16 protein-coding genes and 1 riboswitch are annotated in these 19,817 nt (G+C 64.5%); of the genes, 7 read left to right on the plus strand and 9 right to left on the minus strand.

Features of this window, described 5'->3' with window-relative positions; genetic code table 11:
• Positions 1 to 147 precede the first annotated feature (147 nt).
• The 4 genes from recA to JQ591_RS19565 all read left to right on the plus strand — a co-directional run bounded on the left by recA (position 148) and on the right by JQ591_RS19565 (position 3,900).
• Positions 148 to 1,236 (plus strand): recombinase RecA, encoded by a 1,089-nt coding sequence (gene recA, locus JQ591_RS19550; RefSeq protein ID WP_026233157.1) that lies wholly within the window; start codon positions 148 to 150, stop codon positions 1,234 to 1,236.
• A 107-nt stretch (positions 1,237 to 1,343) separates the two neighbouring features.
• Positions 1,344 to 1,850, plus strand: a complete 507-nt coding sequence (locus tag JQ591_RS19555; RefSeq protein ID WP_249137320.1) for a hypothetical protein — start codon at positions 1,344 to 1,346, stop codon at positions 1,848 to 1,850.
• A gap of 19 nt (positions 1,851 to 1,869) precedes the next feature.
• Entirely contained in the window at positions 1,870 to 2,865 is a 996-nt protein-coding gene (locus JQ591_RS19560) for a hypothetical protein (RefSeq protein ID WP_211397646.1), read from the plus strand.
• Between the two features lie 60 nt (positions 2,866 to 2,925).
• On the plus strand, positions 2,926 to 3,900 hold the full coding sequence (locus JQ591_RS19565) for a hypothetical protein (protein ID WP_211397647.1): 975 nt from the start codon (positions 2,926 to 2,928) through the stop codon (positions 3,898 to 3,900).
• A 162-nt stretch (positions 3,901 to 4,062) separates the two neighbouring features.
• Here the strand turns inward: JQ591_RS19565 and gcvP are convergent, their stop codons facing one another.
• The 3 genes from gcvP to gcvT form a co-directional block, all read right to left on the minus strand.
• Positions 4,063 to 6,927, minus strand: coding sequence for an aminomethyl-transferring glycine dehydrogenase (gene gcvP, locus JQ591_RS19570; RefSeq protein WP_211397883.1), 2,865 nt, complete (start codon positions 6,925 to 6,927; stop codon positions 4,063 to 4,065).
• A 153-nt stretch (positions 6,928 to 7,080) separates the two neighbouring features.
• Positions 7,081 to 7,449, minus strand: coding sequence for a glycine cleavage system protein GcvH (gene gcvH / locus JQ591_RS19575; protein ID WP_211397648.1), 369 nt, complete (start codon positions 7,447 to 7,449; stop codon positions 7,081 to 7,083).
• An 11-nt stretch (positions 7,450 to 7,460) separates the two neighbouring features.
• Positions 7,461 to 8,609, minus strand: coding sequence for a glycine cleavage system aminomethyltransferase GcvT (gene gcvT / locus JQ591_RS19580; protein WP_211397649.1), 1,149 nt, complete (start codon positions 8,607 to 8,609; stop codon positions 7,461 to 7,463).
• A 145-nt stretch (positions 8,610 to 8,754) separates the two neighbouring features.
• Positions 8,755 to 8,844, minus strand: a riboswitch (glycine riboswitch).
• A 222-nt stretch (positions 8,845 to 9,066) separates the two neighbouring features.
• Between gcvT and alaS the strand changes: the two genes are divergently transcribed.
• Positions 9,067 to 11,745 carry an alanine--tRNA ligase gene (gene alaS, locus JQ591_RS19585; protein WP_211397650.1) on the plus strand — a complete coding sequence of 893 codons (2,679 nt, stop codon included), beginning with the start codon at positions 9,067 to 9,069 and terminating at the stop codon, positions 11,743 to 11,745.
• Between the two features lie 4 nt (positions 11,746 to 11,749).
• Complete coding sequence (locus tag JQ591_RS19590) at positions 11,750 to 12,976, plus strand: cyclic nucleotide-gated ion channel (RefSeq protein ID WP_211397651.1); 1,227 nt, start codon at positions 11,750 to 11,752, stop codon at positions 12,974 to 12,976.
• Between the two features lie 4 nt (positions 12,977 to 12,980).
• Here the strand turns inward: JQ591_RS19590 and JQ591_RS19595 are convergent, their stop codons facing one another.
• Both JQ591_RS19595 and JQ591_RS19600 read right to left on the minus strand, forming a co-directional pair.
• Positions 12,981 to 13,475, minus strand: a complete 495-nt coding sequence (locus tag JQ591_RS19595) for a DUF3455 domain-containing protein (RefSeq protein WP_211397652.1) — start codon at positions 13,473 to 13,475, stop codon at positions 12,981 to 12,983.
• Positions 13,476 to 13,571: 96 nt separating this feature from the next.
• Complete coding sequence (locus JQ591_RS19600; RefSeq protein WP_106944448.1) at positions 13,572 to 14,786, minus strand: NADP-dependent isocitrate dehydrogenase; 1,215 nt, start codon at positions 14,784 to 14,786, stop codon at positions 13,572 to 13,574.
• Positions 14,787 to 15,154: 368 nt separating this feature from the next.
• Between JQ591_RS19600 and JQ591_RS19605 the strand changes: the two genes are divergently transcribed.
• Positions 15,155 to 16,354 (plus strand): TrmJ/YjtD family RNA methyltransferase, encoded by a 1,200-nt coding sequence (locus JQ591_RS19605; protein WP_211397653.1) that lies wholly within the window; start codon positions 15,155 to 15,157, stop codon positions 16,352 to 16,354.
• A gap of 86 nt (positions 16,355 to 16,440) precedes the next feature.
• On the opposite strand, the gene JQ591_RS19610 is transcribed toward JQ591_RS19605, so the two are convergent.
• From JQ591_RS19610 to mddA, 4 genes are read right to left on the minus strand one after another with little or no spacing between them, the layout of a single operon-like run.
• Positions 16,441 to 17,190, minus strand: a complete 750-nt coding sequence (locus tag JQ591_RS19610) for a PaaI family thioesterase (RefSeq protein ID WP_211397654.1) — start codon at positions 17,188 to 17,190, stop codon at positions 16,441 to 16,443.
• A 28-nt stretch (positions 17,191 to 17,218) separates the two neighbouring features.
• Positions 17,219 to 18,196 carry an NADPH:quinone oxidoreductase family protein gene (locus JQ591_RS19615; protein ID WP_211397655.1) on the minus strand — a complete coding sequence of 326 codons (978 nt, stop codon included), beginning with the start codon at positions 18,194 to 18,196 and terminating at the stop codon, positions 17,219 to 17,221.
• Positions 18,193 to 18,843: a helix-turn-helix transcriptional regulator gene (locus tag JQ591_RS19620; RefSeq protein WP_349630391.1), complete on the minus strand. Its 651-nt coding sequence runs from the start codon at positions 18,841 to 18,843 to the stop codon at positions 18,193 to 18,195. Before JQ591_RS19620 ends, JQ591_RS19615 begins: the two co-directional genes overlap by 4 nt.
• A gap of 47 nt (positions 18,844 to 18,890) precedes the next feature.
• The gene (mddA, locus tag JQ591_RS19625) at positions 18,891 to 19,691 is read right to left on the minus strand and encodes a methanethiol S-methyltransferase (protein ID WP_211397657.1); all 801 of its coding nucleotides are present in this window, start codon (positions 19,689 to 19,691) and stop codon (positions 18,891 to 18,893) included.
• Between the last annotated feature and the right edge of the window lie 126 nt (positions 19,692 to 19,817).

Consider the following 19,817-nt stretch of genomic DNA (forward strand, 5'->3'; position numbering starts at 1 on the left):
ACTGAGGTCGGAAACAGGCCACCGCTCAAATCCGCAAAAGAACATATTGCGAACCTGGAACAAATAGGGTACATTGCTTTTATCGCCGCGCCGCCTCGCCAGCCGTTTGTCCAACTAGCGAATCCTCGCCATAAGGAGCACGACCCAATGTCCACCACTGCCCTGCGTATCGTCGAAGGATCCTCCATGGACAAGAGTAAAGCTCTGGCCGCCGCGCTCTCCCAGATCGAGCGGCAGTTCGGCAAGGGCTCGGTGATGAAGCTCGGCAAGAACGACCGTTCGATGGATGTCGAGGCGGTCTCCTCGGGCTCGCTCGGGCTCGATATCGCGCTCGGGATCGGCGGCCTGCCGAAGGGGCGCGTCGTGGAGATCTACGGGCCGGAATCGTCGGGCAAGACCACGCTGGCGCTGCACACGGTGGCGGAAGGGCAGAAGAAGGGCGGCATCTGCGCCTTCATCGACGCCGAACACGCGCTCGACCCGGTCTATGCGCGCAAGCTGGGCGTGAACATCGATGAGCTCCTGATCTCGCAGCCGGACACCGGCGAGCAGGCGCTGGAAATCTGCGACACGCTGGTGCGCTCCGGCGCGGTCGACGTGCTGGTGATCGATTCGGTCGCGGCCCTGGTGCCGAAGGCCGAGCTCGAGGGCGAGATGGGCGATGCGCTGCCGGGTCTGCAGGCCCGTCTGATGAGCCAGGCGCTGCGCAAGCTGACGGCGTCCATCAACAAGTCCAACACCATGGTGATCTTCATCAACCAGATCCGCATGAAGATCGGTGTGATGTACGGCTCGCCGGAGACCACCACCGGCGGCAACGCGCTGAAATTCTATGCTTCCGTCCGCCTCGACATCCGCCGCATCGGCGCGATCAAGGAGCGCGACGAGGTGGTCGGCAACACCACGCGCGTCAAGGTCGTGAAGAACAAGTTGGCGCCGCCCTTCAAGCAGGTCGAGTTCGACATCATGTACGGCGAGGGCGTCTCCAAGATGGGCGAGATCCTCGATCTCGGCGTCAAGGCCGGTATCGTCGAAAAGTCCGGCGCATGGTTCTCCTATGACAGCCAGCGTCTTGGCCAGGGCCGCGAGAATTCGAAAGCGTTCCTGAAGGCCAACCCCGACATCACCGCCAAGATCGAAACCTCGATCCGCCAGAACTCCGGCCTGATCGCCGAGCAGATTCTCGCCGGCAGCCCCGAGCGTGACGCCGACGGCGAGGAGCCGGCGGACGAGTAAGCTTCAACGGCTAGAGTTTTTCGCGAGGAGCGGGCGCTGAGGACGTTGAGTTGCCGACGTCTTCGGCGCCTGTTTTCGTTCGGGATTGTTCGTGCTCGGGGGGCGCGATGAAACGGTTGATCCTGACCAGCTCGTCCGGAAGCGAGCTCGCCCAATCGGGGTTGGCGGAGCTTGTCATCTCTTCCTCGTTTCACTTTGAGTGGGGACCGCTGCCCTCGCCCGAGAAGCTCGCAGCTTATTTCGGGGCGCGTTCAGCGAATCTCAGGCCAGGTGATCATTGGTCTGATTGGGGCATTCGGTGGCCCAAGGACATCAAGGACCGCAAACACCTGCCCCTTGCGGACTTCTGCCAGCAATATGACGTGGTCGAACTTTGGTTCGCCCGAGCTCCCAGGGATCAGTTGCAGCTCGTCTGCTTGCTGGACCACCTCAGCTCCTGCTCAGCGCTAACGCGAAAGCTTAGACTTCGACTTGTGGCATCCGAGCTGACGACGGAACGCGGTGAGGATCTCGCTGCGTCCGAGCCGCACATTGATGTCGTGCGTATCACGGCTCGAGAGTTCGAGACTGCCCGGTTGGCGGCCTACGGCTGTGGCGTTACGGCCATGTTTTGACGAAGCCTTGAGGCCATGCATGACGCGGCTCATTGTCACGACTGACTCGTCCATCGCCGGCGCCATTCAACAGGCGGGCCTTGCCGACCTCGTGATTGCGATCGAGCGCCGGCTGGTCTGGGGACCCTTGCCGACCGAAGCAGAGCTGGACGCGTTCTTTGCGCCGCGTACGACGCAGCCTCGCGGGCTTCATTGGCTCGACGATACGCCGTCCTGGCGTCTCGACGGATCAGGCGCGAAGGATCAAGGACTGATCGAACTGCTCGCGGGATATGGCTCGGTCGAGTTTTGGCGAGGGGCGGAGCCAAATGCGCAATTGATCCTGCTCTGGCTGCTCGATTATTGGGGCCGCCGACACGATGCAAATCCCGATTTTGTCGTGCGCTCCCTGTTCTTGGGTGTCAGGGATGTCGACCCACCGCGAGGCGAACTCTATCCGCCGGTTGTCGCGATCACACCTCGTCAACTCAAATCGGCCAGCCGTGCATGGCGGGCCTATCGTGCGCCGACCCCGCAAAGTTGGAGGGATCTCTTCAAGACGGATTTGAGCTGGCTGCCACAACTCGGCCCTCACGTAAGGGCTCTCCTCGAAGAACTTCCGCGCCCCGCCTCAGGCCTTGGAGCCACGGAAGCGCGGATACTCCAGCTCATCGCGCGAGGCGGCATGCAGCCTTTCGATGTCTTTCCGGGCCATCAGAAGTGCTACGAGCTGGATGTATATGGTTATTGGGAAGTTGGAGCCCTGCTTGACGGCCTTGCGCGCTGCGAGAGGCCGGCCGTGGCGGGACTGGATGAAGGTCCGTTTTCGCTAGAGATGCACAACGATTCAAGTCGCTTCGATCGATACAAGGGGTCGCAATTGTCGCTGACCGAGTTCGGCAAGGCGGTGCTGGGAGGCGACCAGAATTTTCACCGCCACAACCGGATTGATCGTTGGTGGGGCGGCACTCATCTGACCAACGAGCGGCTCTGGCGGTGGGGCCCCGAGACCCGCTCGTTGATCGCGCCGACCTGATGTGGGGGCGCTCCTGATGACATTCCTGATTCTCATGTTGTCTTTGATTGAGAGATCACCGTGTCACATTTGATCCTCGCCACGAACTATCTTGCAGCAAACGCGCTTCGTCAGGCAGGCTTGGCGAACGTTGCGCTCGGGTTCTATCTGCGCTTCGTCTGGAGGAAATTGCCATCCGAGGAGCAGCTTTTGATGGGGCTCGATCGGCGATCAGCAAAGCACTGCAATCCAGGCGATCATTGGCTCGATCACGTTGGCTGCGGTTCGCTGGAGGGGTTCGGGACACGCGATATCGGTTTGTTCGAACTGTGTGCGAAGTTCGACTCAATTGAAATATGGGTCGATCCCTTGCCCAATGATCAGCTCGTACTCGTCTGGCTGCTCGACCTGCTTCGCCCTTACAAGGAGATCACGACGAAGCTGAGCCTGGTGCATACGGATGACAAGGTCGCCAACTATGCCCGGGAGTCTGTTGCAAAATGGCGGCTGCCGGCCTTCAAGGTGACCGATAACCATTTGGTGGCCGCAAGCCGCGCCTGGCGAGCCTACCAAGCCGAAACGCCGGAGGCCTGTTTCGATCTGCTGATGACGGATCTGGCGATCCTGCCGAGACTTCGATCGGCGTTGATTGCAGTGCTTGAAGAGCTGCCGGACAGCGTGACAGGACTCGGTGCCAGCGAGATGGATCTGCTGGATTATGTGAACGAAGGGTACACCGACCCGGGGCGCGTCTGCGAGGCGTGCTGGCTTCGCGATGTGTTCGACGAAAACGACGCGAGCGATGCCTTGCTCGAACTGGCGGAATATTCGACGCCGCCGGTGCTGTTGGGCGATCCGTCGTTCGACAACGACGACCGCTACTTTGGCAGGAGCGAGTGGAAGGTCACGTTGACTGAACTCGGGCGTTCCCTTCTCGCCCGCGAAGACGACATGTGGCGCCACAACCCGATCAAACGCTGGTGGGGTGGGACTGAACTGACCAACGAGCGGCTGTGGCGATGGGATCGCGAGACGCGCTCGCTGGTCAAGCCCTGACATGCATCCACAGTGCAGGGTCCGTAGGGTGGGCGAAGGCGCGCAAGTGCCGTGCCCACCATATCTCAACTCAGACAAAGGAGGTGGGCCCACTTCCGCCTTCGCTCTTCGAGCTACGGCGGACGAGTCGCTTTGCCTACCCTACGAAACCTCCGTCGGGTCCTACTCCGCCGCCTCCGCATAATCGCTCACCGGCGGGCACGAGCACACCAGGTTGCGGTCGCCATAGACGTTGTCGACGCGCCCAACAGGGCTCCAGTATTTGTCGGTGCGCGAGGTGCCCGCGGGGAAGCAGCCCTCGGCTCGGGTGTAGGCGCGCTTCCAGTCGTCATCCGCGATGTCGTGCACCGTATGCGGCGCGTGACGGAGCGGGGACGCTTCGATCTTGAAGCGGCCGGCTTCGACCTCGGCGATTTCCTTCCGGATCGCGATCATGGCATCGCAGAAGCGATCCAGCTCCGCCTTCGATTCCGATTCGGTCGGCTCGATCATCAGCGTGCCCGGCACCGGGAAGCTCATGGTGGGCGCATGGAAGCCGTAGTCGATCAGGCGCTTTGCGATGTCGTCGACGGTGACGCCGGACGTCGTCTTCAGCGCGCGGGGATCGACGATGCATTCATGGGCGACGCGGCCCTTCTCGTTCTTGTAGAGCACTGGAAAATGCGCATCGAGCCTTGCTGCGACGTAGTTGGCGTTGAGGATCGCGATCTCCGTGGCGCGCTTCAATCCTTCGCCGCCCATCATCAGAATGTAGATGTAGGAGATGGTGAGGATCGAGGCCGAGCCGAACGGCGCCGCCGAGACCGGGCCGACCGGCGCGTCAGCCTGCGTTGCAGGGTGGCCGGGCAGAAATGGTGCCAGGTGCGCCTTGACGCCGATCGGGCCCATGCCCGGGCCGCCGCCGCCGTGCGGGATGCAGAAGGTCTTGTGCAGATTGAGATGGCTGACATCGGCGCCGTAGTCGCCGGGCCGGGACAAGCCGACCTGCGCATTGAGGTTGGCGCCGTCGAGATAGACCTGGCCACCATGGCCGTGCACGATGTCGCAGATCTCGCGAATGTGCTCCTCGAACACGCCGTGCGTCGAGGGATAGGTGATCATGACCGCGGCGAGGTCGTTCGCGTGCTTCTCCGCCTTGGCGCGGAGATCGTTGACGTCGACGTCGCCATTTTTCTCGCAGGCGACCACCACGACGTCCATGCCGACCATCGCGGCCGAGGCCGGGTTGGTGCCGTGGGCGGAAGAGGGGATCAGGCAGATCTTGCGGTGCGTCTCACCGCGCGCGGCATGATAGCCGCGGATGGCCAAAAGCCCGGCATATTCGCCCTGCGCGCCGGAATTCGGCTGCAACGAGATCGCGTCATAGCCGGTGATGTCACACAGCCACTTCTCGAGGCGCGCGAACAGCGCGGAGTAGCCGCGTGCCTGCTCGCGCGGGGCGAAAGGATGCAACGAGCCGAACTCGGGCCAGGTCAGCGGCATCATCTCGGTGGTCGCGTTCAGCTTCATGGTGCACGAGCCGAGCGGGATCATCGCGCGGTCGAGCGCGAGGTCGCGATCGCTGAGCTTGCGCATGTAGCGCAGCATCTCTGTCTCCGAGCGATGCGCGTGGAACACGGGGTGGGTGAGGAAGGAGGTCGTGCGCTTCAGCGCTTCCGGCAGCGCCTCACGCGTGGTGGCGTCGATCTCGGCATAGGCAAGCGTGCCGCCGAAGGCGCGCCAGACCGCTTCCACCGTCGCGGGTGTCGTGGTCTCGTCGAGTGCGATGCGCAAGCTGTCGTCGCCAACGCCGAGATTGATCTTCTCGGCGGCCGCGCGCGCGATAATCTCGGCACGCTTGGCGCCGGCATCCACGCTGAGCGTGTCGAAGAAGCTGTCGGACTGTAGCGCAAAGCCGAGCTTGCGCAGGCCTGCAGCCAGCACAGCGGCGCGGCGATGCACGTTGCGCGCGATCTGCGCCAGTCCCTCGGGGCCGTGATAGACCGCATACATCGAGGCGATCACGGCGAGCAGCACCTGCGCGGTGCAGATGTTGGAGGTCGCCTTCTCGCGACGGATGTGCTGCTCGCGGGTCTGCAGCGCGAGGCGATAGGCCGGCATCCCGCGCGAGTCCACGGAGAGGCCGACGATGCGGCCGGGCAGCGAACGCTTCAGCGCATCGCGCACCGCCATATAGGCTGCGTGCGGCCCGCCATAACCCATCGGGACGCCGAAACGTTGCGCCGAGCCGATGGCGATGTCCGCGCCGAGTTCGCCGGGCGAGGCGAGCAGTGTCAGCGCCAGCAGATCGGCGGCGATGATCGCGAGTGCGCCCTTGGCCTTCAGGTTCGCGATCGCGGGCCTGAGGTCACGCACGGCGCCTGAACTGCCAGGATATTGCAGCAGCGCACCAAGCACGTCCGTCTTGTCGAGATCGGTGAGGGGATCGCCGACGACCAGGGTCCAGCCCAGGGGCTCCGCGCGGGTGCGCATCACGGCGAGCGTCTGCGGGTGCACGTCCTTGTCGACGAAGAAGGCCTTTGCTTCGACCCGTGAGTGCCGCTCCGCGAGCGCCATCGCTTCGGCCGCCGCGGTTCCCTCGTCGAGCAGCGAGGCGTTGGCGACGTCGAGCCCGGTGAGATCGCAGATCATGGTCTGGAAGTTGAGCAGCGCCTCAAGCCGGCCCTGGCTGATCTCGGGCTGGTAGGGCGTGTAGGCGGTGTACCAGGCCGGGCTCTCCAAAATGTTGCGCTGGATCACCGCAGGCAAGATCGTGCCGGAATAGCCTTGGCCGATCAGCGAGGTGAAGACCTGGTTCTGGGCGGCGAGCTCGCCCATATGCGCGATCGCCTCGGTCTCGCTGAGCGGCTTGCCGAGATCGAGCGGGGCAGCCTGCCGGATCGAGGCCGGCAGCGTCTGCGCCATCAGGGCGTCGACGCTGTTCGCGCCGACGGCCTCGAGCATCGCGGTGACGTCGCGTGGCGAGGGGCCGATGTGGCGGCGTACGAAGCTGGCGGTGTCGCCGTTGGATTTGCGGTGCGCGGTCATCATGGGTCCTCGCTTTCAATCATCTCTCGTCGTCATCGTCCGCGTAGGCGGACGATCCAGTACGCCGCGGCCTCTCGGTTCAATCCGCGCTGCCGGTGGCTACTGGATGCCCCGCCTTCGCGGGGCATGACGACCGCTTGGGTCTGCTTCATCTCACGCCGTGTGTGCCTTGTAGGCGGCTTCGTCCATGAGGCCGCCGAGCTCGCTCTTGTCGGCAATCTTGATCTTGAAGAACCAGGCCGCGCCTTGCGCATCCGAGTTCACCAGCGCGGGCTCGGCGGCGAGCGCGGCGTTGTTCTCGAGCACTTCGCCCGTAACAGGCGCGTAGACGTCCGATGCGGCCTTCACCGATTCCACGACGGCGGCGGCTTCGGTCTTCTTCAGCGTGCGGCCGACCTTGGGCAATTCGACGAACACGACATCGCCGAGCTGCGACTGCGCGTAGTCGGTGATCCCAACGGTGGCGACATCGCCGTCGATCGCGAGCCATTCGTGGTCGGAGGTGTAGAGCGTCGTGGTCATTTTCTCAGTCCTCAGCGTTTGTAGGTGTTTTTCACGAAGGGCATGGCGGCGACGGTAAGCGGCAGCCGCTGGCCGCGCACCTCGGCGAAGAGTTTTGTGTCGATCGCGCTCGATGCGGTGGGCACATAACCCATCGCGACCGGCGCATTCAGGCTCGGGCCGAAACCGCCCGAGGTGACCTTTCCGATCGGCTCGCCGGAGGTCGCGTCCGCAAACAGCAGCGCGCCCTCGCGCACCGGCGCGCGGCCCTCGGTGCGCAGGCCGACGCGGCGGCGGGATGCGCCGTGGTCGAAATGGGCCAGAATCTTTTCGGCGCCGGGAAAGCCGCCGGCGCGCGCGCCGCCGGTGCGGCGGCTCTTCTGCACCGACCATTCCAGCGCGGCTTCGACCGGCGTGGTTTCGGTGTCGATGTCGTGGCCGTAGAGGCAGAGGCCGCCTTCCAGCCGCAGGCTGTCGCGGGCCCCTAAGCCGATCGGCATCACGTCAGGGTTTTCCAGGAGCGTCCTGGCGAGGCGCTCCGCATCGCCGGCAGGAACCGAAATTTCAAAACCGTCCTCGCCGGTGTAGCCGGAGCGCGAGACGAAGCAGTCGAGGCCGGCGACCTTGTGCGGGCCGGCGTCCATGAACTTCATGGCGGGCGCCTCTGCACATAATTTTGCCAGCACCGATTCCGCCTTCGGGCCCTGCAGCGCGATCAGCGCGCGGTCGGCCAGTGAATCGATAATGCAGTCGTCCGAGAGATTCGCGCGCAGATGCGCCTCGTCCTCGGCCTTGCAGGCGGCGTTGACGACCAGGAAGAGGTGATCGCCGAAATTGGCGACCATCAGATCGTCGAGAATGCCGCCATCGGCATTGGTGAACTGGGCGTAGCGCTGCCGGCCTGGTGCAATCGCGACGATGTCCTGCGGCACCAGCCGTTCCAGCGCGCGGGCGGCGTCCTCGACCTTGCCCGACTTCGGCCTGAGCGCGATCTGGCCCATGTGGGAGACGTCGAACAGGCCGGCCTGGCCGCGGGTATGGAGATGCTCTTTCAGCACGCCCGCCGGATATTGCACCGGCATGTCATAGCCGGCGAACGGCACCATCTTGCCGCCAAGCGACACGTGAAGCCCGTGAAGCGGTGTTTTTTTCAGGGAATCTTGGTCGTCGCGCGCAAGCATCACGGGGCCCTCGGCGGTTCCCCGGGGACGATTCCCCGGTAGCAACCAGTCGAAGCCCCATCTGTCGCTGTGCCTGAGAGTATTATCCCGTCGGCGGACGCTATCCGGGTCTTAAGCCCGTCGGCGCCTCTTTCCAGATGCTGTCAAAGCCACGCGGTCCTTTTGCCTGAGAGTTTCCGGGGCGGTTGCTCCTTCGGCGCCGGCTACCAGTGCCGGTCTCTCCCGACGTGGCCGTACGATACAGATAGGTAAAGACCACAGGCCGGCCAAGCCTGTCAACGCGCGGTTTGCGGCTTTCAACGGGATTGAGCGCCTGCGGCAACCCACTGATCACGTTGCACAGTTTCTGGACAGCAGGTGCCTCCTTGTCTAAAAGCGCTTTGGCCCGCAGATATCACCCCAAACTCGCGGTTTGGATGGCTGGGAAGCGGGCCCAAGCACACCCGATTGGATGAACATGAGCGGCGTCAACGAGATCAGGTCGACCTTTCTGAACTTCTTTGCCGAGAACGGCCACGAGATCGTGTCGTCCTCGCCATTGGTGCCGCGCAACGATCCGACGTTGATGTTCACCAATGCCGGCATGGTGCAGTTCAAGAACGTCTTCACCGGCGTCGAGAAGCGGCCCTATCAGCGCGCCACCACCTCGCAGAAATGCGTGCGCGCCGGCGGCAAGCACAATGATCTCGACAATGTCGGCTACACCGCGCGCCATCTCACCTTCTTCGAGATGCTCGGCAATTTCTCGTTCGGCGACTATTTCAAGGAGCGCGCGATCGAGCTGGCCTGGAAGCTGATCACCAAGGAATACGGGCTGAAGAAGGACAAGCTGCTCGTCACGGTCTACCACACCGACGATGAGGCGGCCGGGCTGTGGAAGAAGATCGCCGGCTTCTCCGACGACCGCATCATCCGCATCCCGACCTCGGACAATTTCTGGGCGATGGGCGACACCGGCCCGTGCGGCCCGTGCTCGGAGATCTTCATCGATCGCGGCGAGCACATCTGGGGCGGACCGCCGGGCTCCCCGGAGGAGGACGGCGATCGCTTCCTCGAATTCTGGAACCTGGTGTTCATGCAGTACGAGCAGGTGACGAAGGAGGAGCGCGTGGATCTGCCGCGTCCCTCGATCGACACCGGCATGGGACTGGAGCGCATGGCCTCCATCATGCAGGGCGTCGACAGCGTGTTCGAGACCGACCTGTTCCGTCATTTGATCGATGCGACGGCGTCCGCTCTCGGAAGCGGACCGGACGAGAAGACCGTCGCCTCGTTCCGCGTCATTGCCGACCACTTACGTTCCTCGGCCTTCCTCGTCGCCGACGGCGTGCTGCCCTCGAATGAGGGCCGTGGCTATGTGCTGCGCCGGATCATGCGCCGCGCGATGCGCCATGCGCAGCTGTTGGGTGCGAAAGAACCGCTGATGCATCGGCTGGTCTGGGCGCTGGTGCGCGAGATGGGCCAGGCCTATCCCGATTTGATGCGCGCGGAAAATTTGATCGAGGAAACGCTGCGGCTGGAAGAGACCCGCTTCCGCAAGACGCTGACGCGCGGCCTTGCCATCCTCGACGAGAAGAGCGCATCCCTGAAGAAGGGCGACATGTTCGACGGCGACGTCGCCTTCACGCTGTATGACACCTACGGCTTCCCGCTCGACCTGACGCAGGACGCGCTGAAGTCACGCGGCATCAGCGTCGATCAAGCTTCCTTCACCGACGCGATGGAGCGCCAGAAGGCGAAGGCGCGCGAGTCCTGGAAGGGTTCTGGCGAAGCTGCCTCCGAGGCGATCTGGTTCCCGCTGCGCGAGAAGCTCGGGGCCACCGAATTTCTGGGCTACGAGACCGAGAGTGCTGAAGGCGTGGTGACCGCGCTGGTCAAGGACGGCAAGGAAACCGCCAGCCTCAAGGCCGGCGAGACCGGCGCCATCGTGCTGAACCAGACCCCGTTCTACGCGGAGTCCGGCGGCCAGGTCGGCGACACCGGCGTGCTGGTCGGCGATGGCGGCATCAAATTCCGCGTCACCGACACGCAGAAGAAGCTTGGCGATTTCTTCGTTCATGTCGGCACGGTGGAGAGCGGCGAGCTGAAGCTCGGCACCGCGCTCCAGCTCGAGGTCGATCACGGCAGGCGCTCGTCGATCCGCGCGCATCACTCAGCGACGCATCTCATCCACGAGGCGCTGCGCCAGGTGCTTGGCGACCACATCGCCCAGCGCGGCTCGATGGTCGCGCCCGACCGCCTGCGCTTCGACTTCGTGCATCCGAAGCCGATCACGGCGGAGGAGCTCGCGCGCGTCGAGGACATCGCCAACAACGTGGTGCTGGAGAATGACGAAGTCTCGACCCGCGTCATGGGCGTGGACGAGGCCCGCGAGGCCGGCGCACGTGCGCTGTTCGGCGAGAAATATGGCGACGAGGTTCGCGTCGTCTCGATGGGCCGGACCGCGCGCGAGCGCGGCGCCAACGCGCTCGGCTGGTCGGTCGAGCTCTGCGGCGGCACCCATGTGCGGCGCACCGGCGACATCGGCTTGATCACGCTGACCGGCGAGAGCGCGGTCGCCTCCGGCGTCCGCCGGATCGAGGCTTTAACCGGCAACTACGCGCGAAAACACGCCAACGACACCATGGCGCTGGCGAAGACCGCGGCCAACGAGCTGCGCACCTCGATCGACGACGTCCCGGCGCGCATCAGTGCGTTGATGGAGGAGCGCAAGAAGCTCGAGCGCGAACTCTCCGACGCCCGCAAGAAGCTCGCGATGGGCGGCGGCGCTGCTGCCAGCAATGGCGCGGCCTCAGGCGTGCGCGAGGTCGGCGACGTCAAGCTGATGGCGCGCGCGGTCGAGGGCATCGAGATGAAGGATCTCAAGAGCCTTGCCGACGACGGCAAGAAGCAGATCGGCTCCGGCGTCGTCGCCATCGTCGGCGTCACCGAAGATGGCAAGGCCGGCGTCGTGGTCGGCGTCACCGCCGATCTCACCTCGCGTTTCAATGCGGTCAATCTGGTGAAGGTCGCCTCCGAAGCGCTCGGCGGCAAGGGCGGCGGCGGCCGTCCCGACATGGCGCAGGCGGGCGGCCCTGATGGCGCGAATGCGGCCGCGGCGCTCACGGCGATCGAAAAAGCCATGATCGGCGCGTGAGGTCGTGCGCCCCGTTCCGCGAGGACGAGGCTCAGCCGATCCCAATCTGAGGGATCGCCTCTACGAATTGCTGGAGCACGATCCGCTGGCCTATTCGGTCGGATCGCGCTTCATCCAGATGGTCATCAGCGTCATCGTGCTCGACGTGGTCGCGATGATCCTCGCTTCAGTGCCGGATCTGGACGCGCGGTTCGGCACGCTGTTCAGCGCGGTCGCCGTCCTGTCCGTGATCGTGTTCGCGCTGGAATATGCAGCGCGGCTGTGGACGGTGGCGGGCCATACCCAGCGCCCGGCGTCCGCGCTGTCCGACCGACTCAGCTATGTCTTCTCCGCACTCGGCATCATCGATCTTCTCGCGTTCCTGCCGGCTGCGATCGTGCTCGCTACGGGCCGCCATGCGACGCTGGCAGCGCTCGGCGTGCTGCCGTTCTTCAAGCTGGTGCGCTATTCGCCGGCGATGCGCTCGCTGCTTGCGGCCGTGCACGCCGAGCGGCGGGCGCTGATCGGCTGCATCGTCATCCTGATCGGCGCGGTTCTGACGTTTGCCTCGCTGCTCTACGCCATCGAGCGCGACGTGCAGCCGGACAAGCTCGGCACCATCCCGCAAGCGATGTGGTGGGCGATCGTGACGCTCGGCACCGTCGGCTACGGCGACGTCGTGCCGGTGACGGCGCTCGGCAAGTTCATCTCCGTCTTCACCATCATCGCCGGCTTCGCCATGATCGCGCTGCCGGTCGCGATCATCTCGACGGCCTTTGCCGAAGAGGTGAAGCGGCGCGACTTCGTCGTCACCTGGAGCATGCTGGCGCGGGTGCCGCTGTTCTCGCATCTCGCGGCGTCCGAAATCGCCGACATCATGCGGCTGCTCAGGGCGCGCACCCTCGAGCAGGGGGAGATCCTGGTGCGGCGGGGCGATGCGGCTTCGTCGATGTACTTCATCACCGCCGGCGAGGTCGAGATCACGCTGCCGAACCAGCAGGTGCGGCTCGCGGATGGCACCTTCTTCGGCGAGATCGCGCTGCTGCACAAAACAAAACGCAGCGGCACGGTGACGGCAACGCGCAAGACACGGCTGCTGGTGCTCGACGCCCAGGACTTTCACGCCCTGATCGAGCGCATGCCGACGCTCGCCGCGCACGTTCACAAGACGGCGAAGGCGCGGCTGGAGGGAACCGGCGACCTTGCGGTGGCAGAGCTGGCGCAGGCGGAGCGCGACGGCACCGACCGCTGAGTGCTCAGTCCTTCTTCAGGAAGACGTAGTCGGCCGAATAGGGCGCGCTCTTGAAGTCGCCGGCCTTGTCGCAAGAACCCTCGAGCTTGCCGCCATGGGTGTTGATGCGCTGAACCGTCGTAACGGGCGTGAGGACGCCGCTGCCGCGGTGGGTCGTCACTTCCAGCTTCAGCCAGGGAATGTCGGCCGCGGTGGTACCCGGAGCATTGCCGGCGGCCTTGGCGGCCACGGCGCTGCCGTCGGCATGCTCCCAGTTCGGCCCGGCATAGTGCCGGCCGATCGTCTTGCCCTCGGACAGCAGCGTCGCGATCGGTTCGCGGAACGCCCAGGCGAGCTTGCCGTCGATGCCGGCCTTGCACTCATAGACCTGCGCACCCTCGGCGTGGACACTCAGCACGACAGTCTCGCCTGGTGCTGCGATGGCGTCGGGGAGCGGGTCGGCGGCCAGAGCCGGTCCAGCGAGCAGCAACAGGCAGGGGACGGCAAGCTTGATCGACATGGTCGCATCTCCGCGCGAGGGGTCTAAAAAAACGGGCCGCACCTGAGGCGCGGCCCGTGATGATGTCCGGCCCAGTCGGGCGAAATTGCGGACGACTTACGCCGCCAGCGCCTTCCCGAGATTCTCGGCGACCTTGTCGAGGAAGCCGGTGGTCGAGAGCCAGCGCTGGTCGGCGCCGACCAGGAGCGCGAGGTCCTTGGTCATGTAGCCTTCCTCGACGGTGTCGACGCAGACCTTCTCCAGGGTGTTCGCGAACTTGGCGAGCTCGGCATTGTTGTCGAGCTTGGCGCGGTGCGACAGGCCGCGGGTCCAGGCGAAGATCGACGCGATCGAGTTGGTCGAGGTCTCCTTGCCCTTCTGGTGCTCGCGATAGTGGCGGGTCACCGTGCCGTGGGCGGCTTCGGCTTCCACCGTCTTGCCGTCGGGGGTGAGGAGGACCGAGGTCATCAGGCCGAGCGAGCCGTAGCCCTGCGCCACCGTGTCGGACTGCACGTCGCCGTCGTAGTTCTTGCAGGCCCAGACATAGCCGCCGGACCATTTCAGCGCCGAGGCCACCATGTCGTCGATCAGGCGGTGCTCGTAGGTCAGGCCCTTGGCCTCGAATTCCTTCTTGAACTCGCGGTCGTAGATGTCCTGGAAGATGTCCTTGAAGCGGCCGTCATAGACCTTGAGGATGGTGTTCTTGGTCGAGAGATAGACCGGATAGTTGCGCAGCAGGCCGTAATTGAGCGAGGCGCGGGCGAAGTCGATGATGGAATCGTCGAGATTGTACATCTGCATGGCGACGCCGGCGCCGGGGGTCTTGAACACTTCCTTCTCGATCACGGTGCCGTCCTCGCCGACGAACTTCATCGTCAGCGTGCCCTTGCCCGGGAACTTGATGTCGGTGGCGCGATACTGGTCGCCATAGGCGTGGCGGCCGATGATGATCGGCTTGCTCCAGCCGGGAACGAGGCGCGGCACGTTCTTGCAGATGATGGGCTCGCGGAAGATCACGCCGCCGAGGATGTTGCGGATGGTGCCGTTCGGCGACTTCCACATCTGCTTGAGGTTGAACTCCTTCACCCGGGCCTCGTCCGGGGTGATGGTGGCGCACTTGACGCCGACGCCGACCTTCTTGATGGCCTCGGCGGCATCGATGGTGACCTGATCGTTGGTGTGGTCGCGGTACTCCATTCCCAGGTCGAAATATTGCAGCTCGACATCCAGGAACGGGTTGATCAGCTTGTCCTTGATGTACTGCCAGATGATCCGGGTCATCTCGTCGCCATCGAGTTCGACGACGGGGTTGGACACCTTGATTTTTGCCATGATCGGGGAAGCCTCTTGGGAACGGCGCTTTTGGCGCGCCACGGGAATATCCGCCGCCTCTTAGCACCTGATAGCAGCGGGCGAAAGCCAAGGGATTATGCACTTTTAGCTCATCCAGCCTCCGCAGATGGGGGGCGGGAGCAGCCCTGCCGCGGGGGCCGGGGTGAAGTTTCAGGCGAGATTCAAAAGTCGAATCCAACCCGTTATTTCCCTTGAGAATTTCGTCAGGACAGGCAAACGACAGGCGGACGGGCAGCCGGCTCAAGACCTGATCAAGATCAGGTCAGGACCAGGTCAAGACCGGCCTTGAATCAATTCCTGAGAGCGCCTGTCCAAGGCCTTGAGAACCAGTGTGAAAGCGAAGCGAGATGTCGGGGACTGACAAGAGTAAGGCCGGCCTTTCCCTCGACGGTCCCATCGTGATCCTGGTCGAGCCGCAGCTGGGCGAAAACATCGGCATGGCCGCGCGCGCCATGGGCAATTTTGCGCTTGGCGCCTTGCGCATCGTCAACCCTCGCGACGGCTGGCCCAACATCGCCGCCCAGCGCGCCGCCGCCGGGGCCGACTATATTCTGGATAAGGTCGAATTGTTCGACACGGTCGGTGAAGCGGTCGCCGATCTCGACCTGCTGTTCGCCACCACCGCGCGCCCCCACGACCAGGCCAAGCCGGTGGTGGGGCCGGAAGCCGCAGCAAGCGAGATTTCCGGGCACGTCGCGGCGGGCGGCAAGGCCGGTATCCTGTTCGGCCGGGAGCGCTGGGGCCTGACCAACGAGGAGGTCGGGCTCTCCAACCGCATCATTACCTTCCCGGTCAATCCGGGCTTTGCCTCGCTCAACCTCGCCCAGGCGGTGCTGCTGGTCGGCTACGAATGGTTCAAGCGGGCGACCTCCGGCGAGCTGCCGCACGCCATGCCGGAGCGCTCCGAGCGCGCCTCGCAGCACCAGATGCAGGCGTTCTTCGACAACCTCATCCGCGAGCTCGACCGGGTCGAATTTTTGCGCCCGGTCGAGAAGCGCGACACCATGCTGGTCAACCTGCGCAACATCTTCAGCCGGATGGAGCCGACCAAGCAGGACATGCACACCCTGCATGGAGTCGTCATGGCGATCGCGGAAGGGCGCAAGGGCCCGGCCAAGGGCGGCGTGCTCGACGGCGAGCAGGCCACGCGGCTGCGCGCGCTGCTGGCCGAGCACGGGCAGGGCGGCGGGGTGCCCGACAGCGGCAGCACCGTGCGTGGCCTCGCCCGCCTGCTCCGCCGCAACCCGACGGATGCCGAGCGCCTGCTGTGGCAGGGACTGACCCGCGACCGCCGCTTCGCGGGAGGGTTCAAGCGCCAGACCCCTGTGGGGCGGCATATCCCGGACTTCGTCTCGTTCCCGCACCGGATCGCGATCGAGCTCGTCAATCCGGGCGAAGGGGAGACGATCGCTGCCGACCGTGCGGGACGGCGGACGTGGCTGGAAGCGCGCGACTATCGCGTGATCGAGATGCGGGCGGCGGATGTCGAGCGGGATATCGAGGCGGAGCTGGCGCGGCTTCAGGCGATGATCGAGCAAAGCGCGTAGGCTTCGTAGGGTGGATTAGCCGAAGGCGTAATCCACCTCTTCTCGTGCCGCTGCCAAAGTGGTGGATTACGCTGCGCCAATCCACCCTACGAAGTGCGCCCAAGCTGCACGTCGCGATCGACCGCGATCCATGTCGCCGTCGCCGCGGCCAGTAACCTCCCGGTTTCATCATGCAGCGCAGCCTCTGCCGTGCGTTTGCGGCCGTCGCGGCCGGTCGGCCAGGCGGTGATGATGCAGCGTTCGCCCGGGCGCGGGCGGGCCTCGATCCGTGCCGACATCCGCCCCAGCAGCAGCGGTGCCTTGTCGAAGCTGCCGCTTCCCTGATCGCAATTGCAGGCAAAGCCGGTGGGGCAATCGAGCGCCGACCAGAGAAATTCGGGGGCGACCAGGCCGTCTTCAGCGGCCAGATTCTGATCCGGCGTCCAGCTCGCGGCGAGGACGGCGCTATGGCGCCCGAGCGATCCGGCGAAGATGCGCAGACCGTCACCTTTCGCCCTTGCGGGGCCGCAGACGAAACATGTCGGCAGCGGATGCTCGTGCGGCTTGACCGGGGTCAGCAACTCGGCGGCGCAGGCCTCCTCGAAGCTGGCTTTTTCCAGACGCGCAAGTTCAATGCTGGCCGCTCGCCCGGTCGCGACGACCCGGGCGCCATCGCGAAGCTCCCATGTGCCGTCGTCGGTTGCGATCGCATCGAGCGGCTGGTCCAGCGGCGGCGGTGCACGCAGCGTCACCTCCGCAGCCCCTGGGATGTGACGGGCCAGCCGGCCGCAGACATAGCCGCCGTTGCCGGAGTTGGGAGGACCGCAAAAGCGCTTGTCGATGATGATCGGTGTCATCGGTCTTGTTCTCTCTTCCCGTTGCACTTTACCTGATCTTGAGGACAATTCGTCCCTGAACCGTTCGGTTGGCCACGGCGCGCATGGCTTCTCCGGCCTCCTCCAAAGGGAGGATGCGATCGATATGCGGGAGGATTTTTCGCTCGGCCAGCAATTGCATCAGCGTGTCATTCATACGCGCGGCATCGGCGGAGAATTTCTCCGCCCAGGCGCCGACGAAGACCCCGAGGATGGAATAGTTCTTCAGCAGCGGCAGGTTCATCGGGAGTGACGGAATTTCGCCGCTGGTGAAGCCGATCGGCATCAGCCGTCCGCCCCATTTCATCAGCCGGGCCATCTGCTCGAAGATCGCGCCGCCGATATTGTCGAAGCCGATGTCGATGCCTTCTCCTGATGTCATCGACTTGATGCGGTCGCGCAGATCTTCGCTGCGATAGTTGACGATTTCGCTGGCGCCGTAGCTTCGCGCCAGGGCAGCCTTGTCGTCAGAGCCGACACCGGCGACGACGCGCAGGCCCAGATGGCGGCCGAGATCGACCGCGGCAAGGCCAACTCCGCCGGCAGCGCCGGTGACGAGCAGCGTTTCGCCGCGCTGCGCCCCGGCCCGCTCGACCAGCGCATAATAGGCCGTGCCGTAATTGTGCAGGACCGTCGCCGCGGCTTCAAACGCGACACCGTCAGGCAGAAGCACGCCCTTCGATTCCTTCGCAATCATCCGTTCGGCGTAGCCGCCGGTCCATGCGCTGCACGCCACGCGGTCGCCGGGCGCGAATCTCGTGACCTTGTCGCCGATCGCGACGACGATACCGGATGCTTCCGTGCCGGGCACGAAGGGTGTCGGCGGCCGCATCTGGTAGAGGCCCGAGACCACCAACTGGTCCATGAAACTGACCGAGGCCACATGGACGTCGATCAGAATCTCGTCGCCGGCCGGCTTCGGCTCGTCGACCTCGCCGAGGCGCAAATCGCCCGGTCCGGTGAACGAGCTGCATAGAACCGCTCTCATCGTATCGCTCCAACGGATTGTCCATAATCGGCAGGTTCTCTCAACGGCGTCGCATATCCCGCGACGAGCTTGACGAAATCCGCCTGTCGCGCTGCACCGGTCTTTTCAAACAGGCGACGGACATGCGTCTTGATCGTCGTATTGGCGACGCCGAGCGCCGCCGCCACTTCGGGAACGCCGCCGAGTTCGACGATCGCGAGCATCACACGCAACTCGGTCGGCGTCAGTTTGAACGCGCCACGGAGAGCTTCCGAACGAGGCGATATCGTCAGCGCCGCCTTGCGGACGAACAATGCGGCAACCGCGCCGTAGGCGGCACCCGCATTTCGGCGCGTGCCCGATGCTAGCGACAGGACATGGGCGACGTGGCGTTCTCCGTCCAGCCCGATCATCGAGATCGCGAGTCCGTTGATGCCATGGGCCTGGTCGCCGCGTCCGGCTGCCGCGAAGACTTGCCGCAACGTCTGGCTGACCGTGGAATCGCAGGCCATCAGAAGCCCACGGAGCTCAAGCAGGACGTTGCACGCATCGAGCATGGCCTGCCCGGCGGTATTGGCGTGAATGAGACGTCCGTCCGTGTCGACGAGAAAGAGGCTGGCGTCGAGCCCATCGAGGGTATCGGCGAACACGGCGGCGTTTGCGGCCACCGGAACGGGCCCCCGCTCGACCGCAAATGCGCGGCATGGCACTGCGTTCATTGTGGCGCTCCAGCAGGCCGAGGCGGCTGGCGATCTTCCGTTCGACGACCGAAGAGACGCGGCAGCAGCATCGGAACGCGGCGGCGATATTGCTGATAGGTCATGCCGAACTCGGCGATCAGATCCCGCTCCTCGAACTGCAGGGCGACCAGGATGTAGGCCGTGTTCGCAATCGCGAACAGCAGATGGCCGGCGGTCATCTCAGGCGTCGCCCAGAAGGCGAGCAGAAAGCCCAGCATGATTGGATGCCGCACGATCTTGTAGAGCAGCGGTGTCCTGAAGGATTGACCTGGTATCTCGGCCCCGCGTAGCGCGGCGAAAGCCTGGCGCAGGCCGAATAGGTCGAAATGGTCGATCATGTGGGTCGCGGCAAACGCGATCAGCCAGCCGAGCCAATGGAGGCCGATCAGCAACCAGGCCGCAATGCCGCTGGTCTGCCAGATCGGTGCCGGGATCGGGCGCCACTGCCAGAACAGCAGCAGAAGGATCAGGCTGGAGAGCAGCACGTAGGTGCTGCGCTGGCAGGCGAGGGGAAGGAATTTTCCCCACCATCGCTTGAAGCCCGGGCGCGCCATGACGGTGTGCTGGATTGCAAACAGGCTCATCAGCAGCAGGTTGACGACGATGGCCTCGCCCAAATTCGTGGAGCTGCCGATGTCCATCGACATGTCGATCGGCATATCGATCGACTTGGGCACGACATAATTGCCGACGAAACCGAGTGCGTAGAGAAATGAAACCGTGAATACCGCATAGCTCACGATGGCGTAGAGCAGGATTGCGAGGCGCGCGAACATGTTTTTTCCTATTGTGCCTGATACAGCGGTGCCCCATGCAGGAGCGCGAACCGCTCGCTGGCGGGCAGGCTCGATCTGGCCCGACTCATATCGGCGGACCGTCCCCTGCGCGTCCCCCCGGGAGAC

The organism is Bradyrhizobium canariense (assembly GCF_018130465.1).
Taxonomy (GTDB): Bacteria; Pseudomonadota; Alphaproteobacteria; order Rhizobiales; family Xanthobacteraceae; genus Bradyrhizobium; species Bradyrhizobium canariense_C.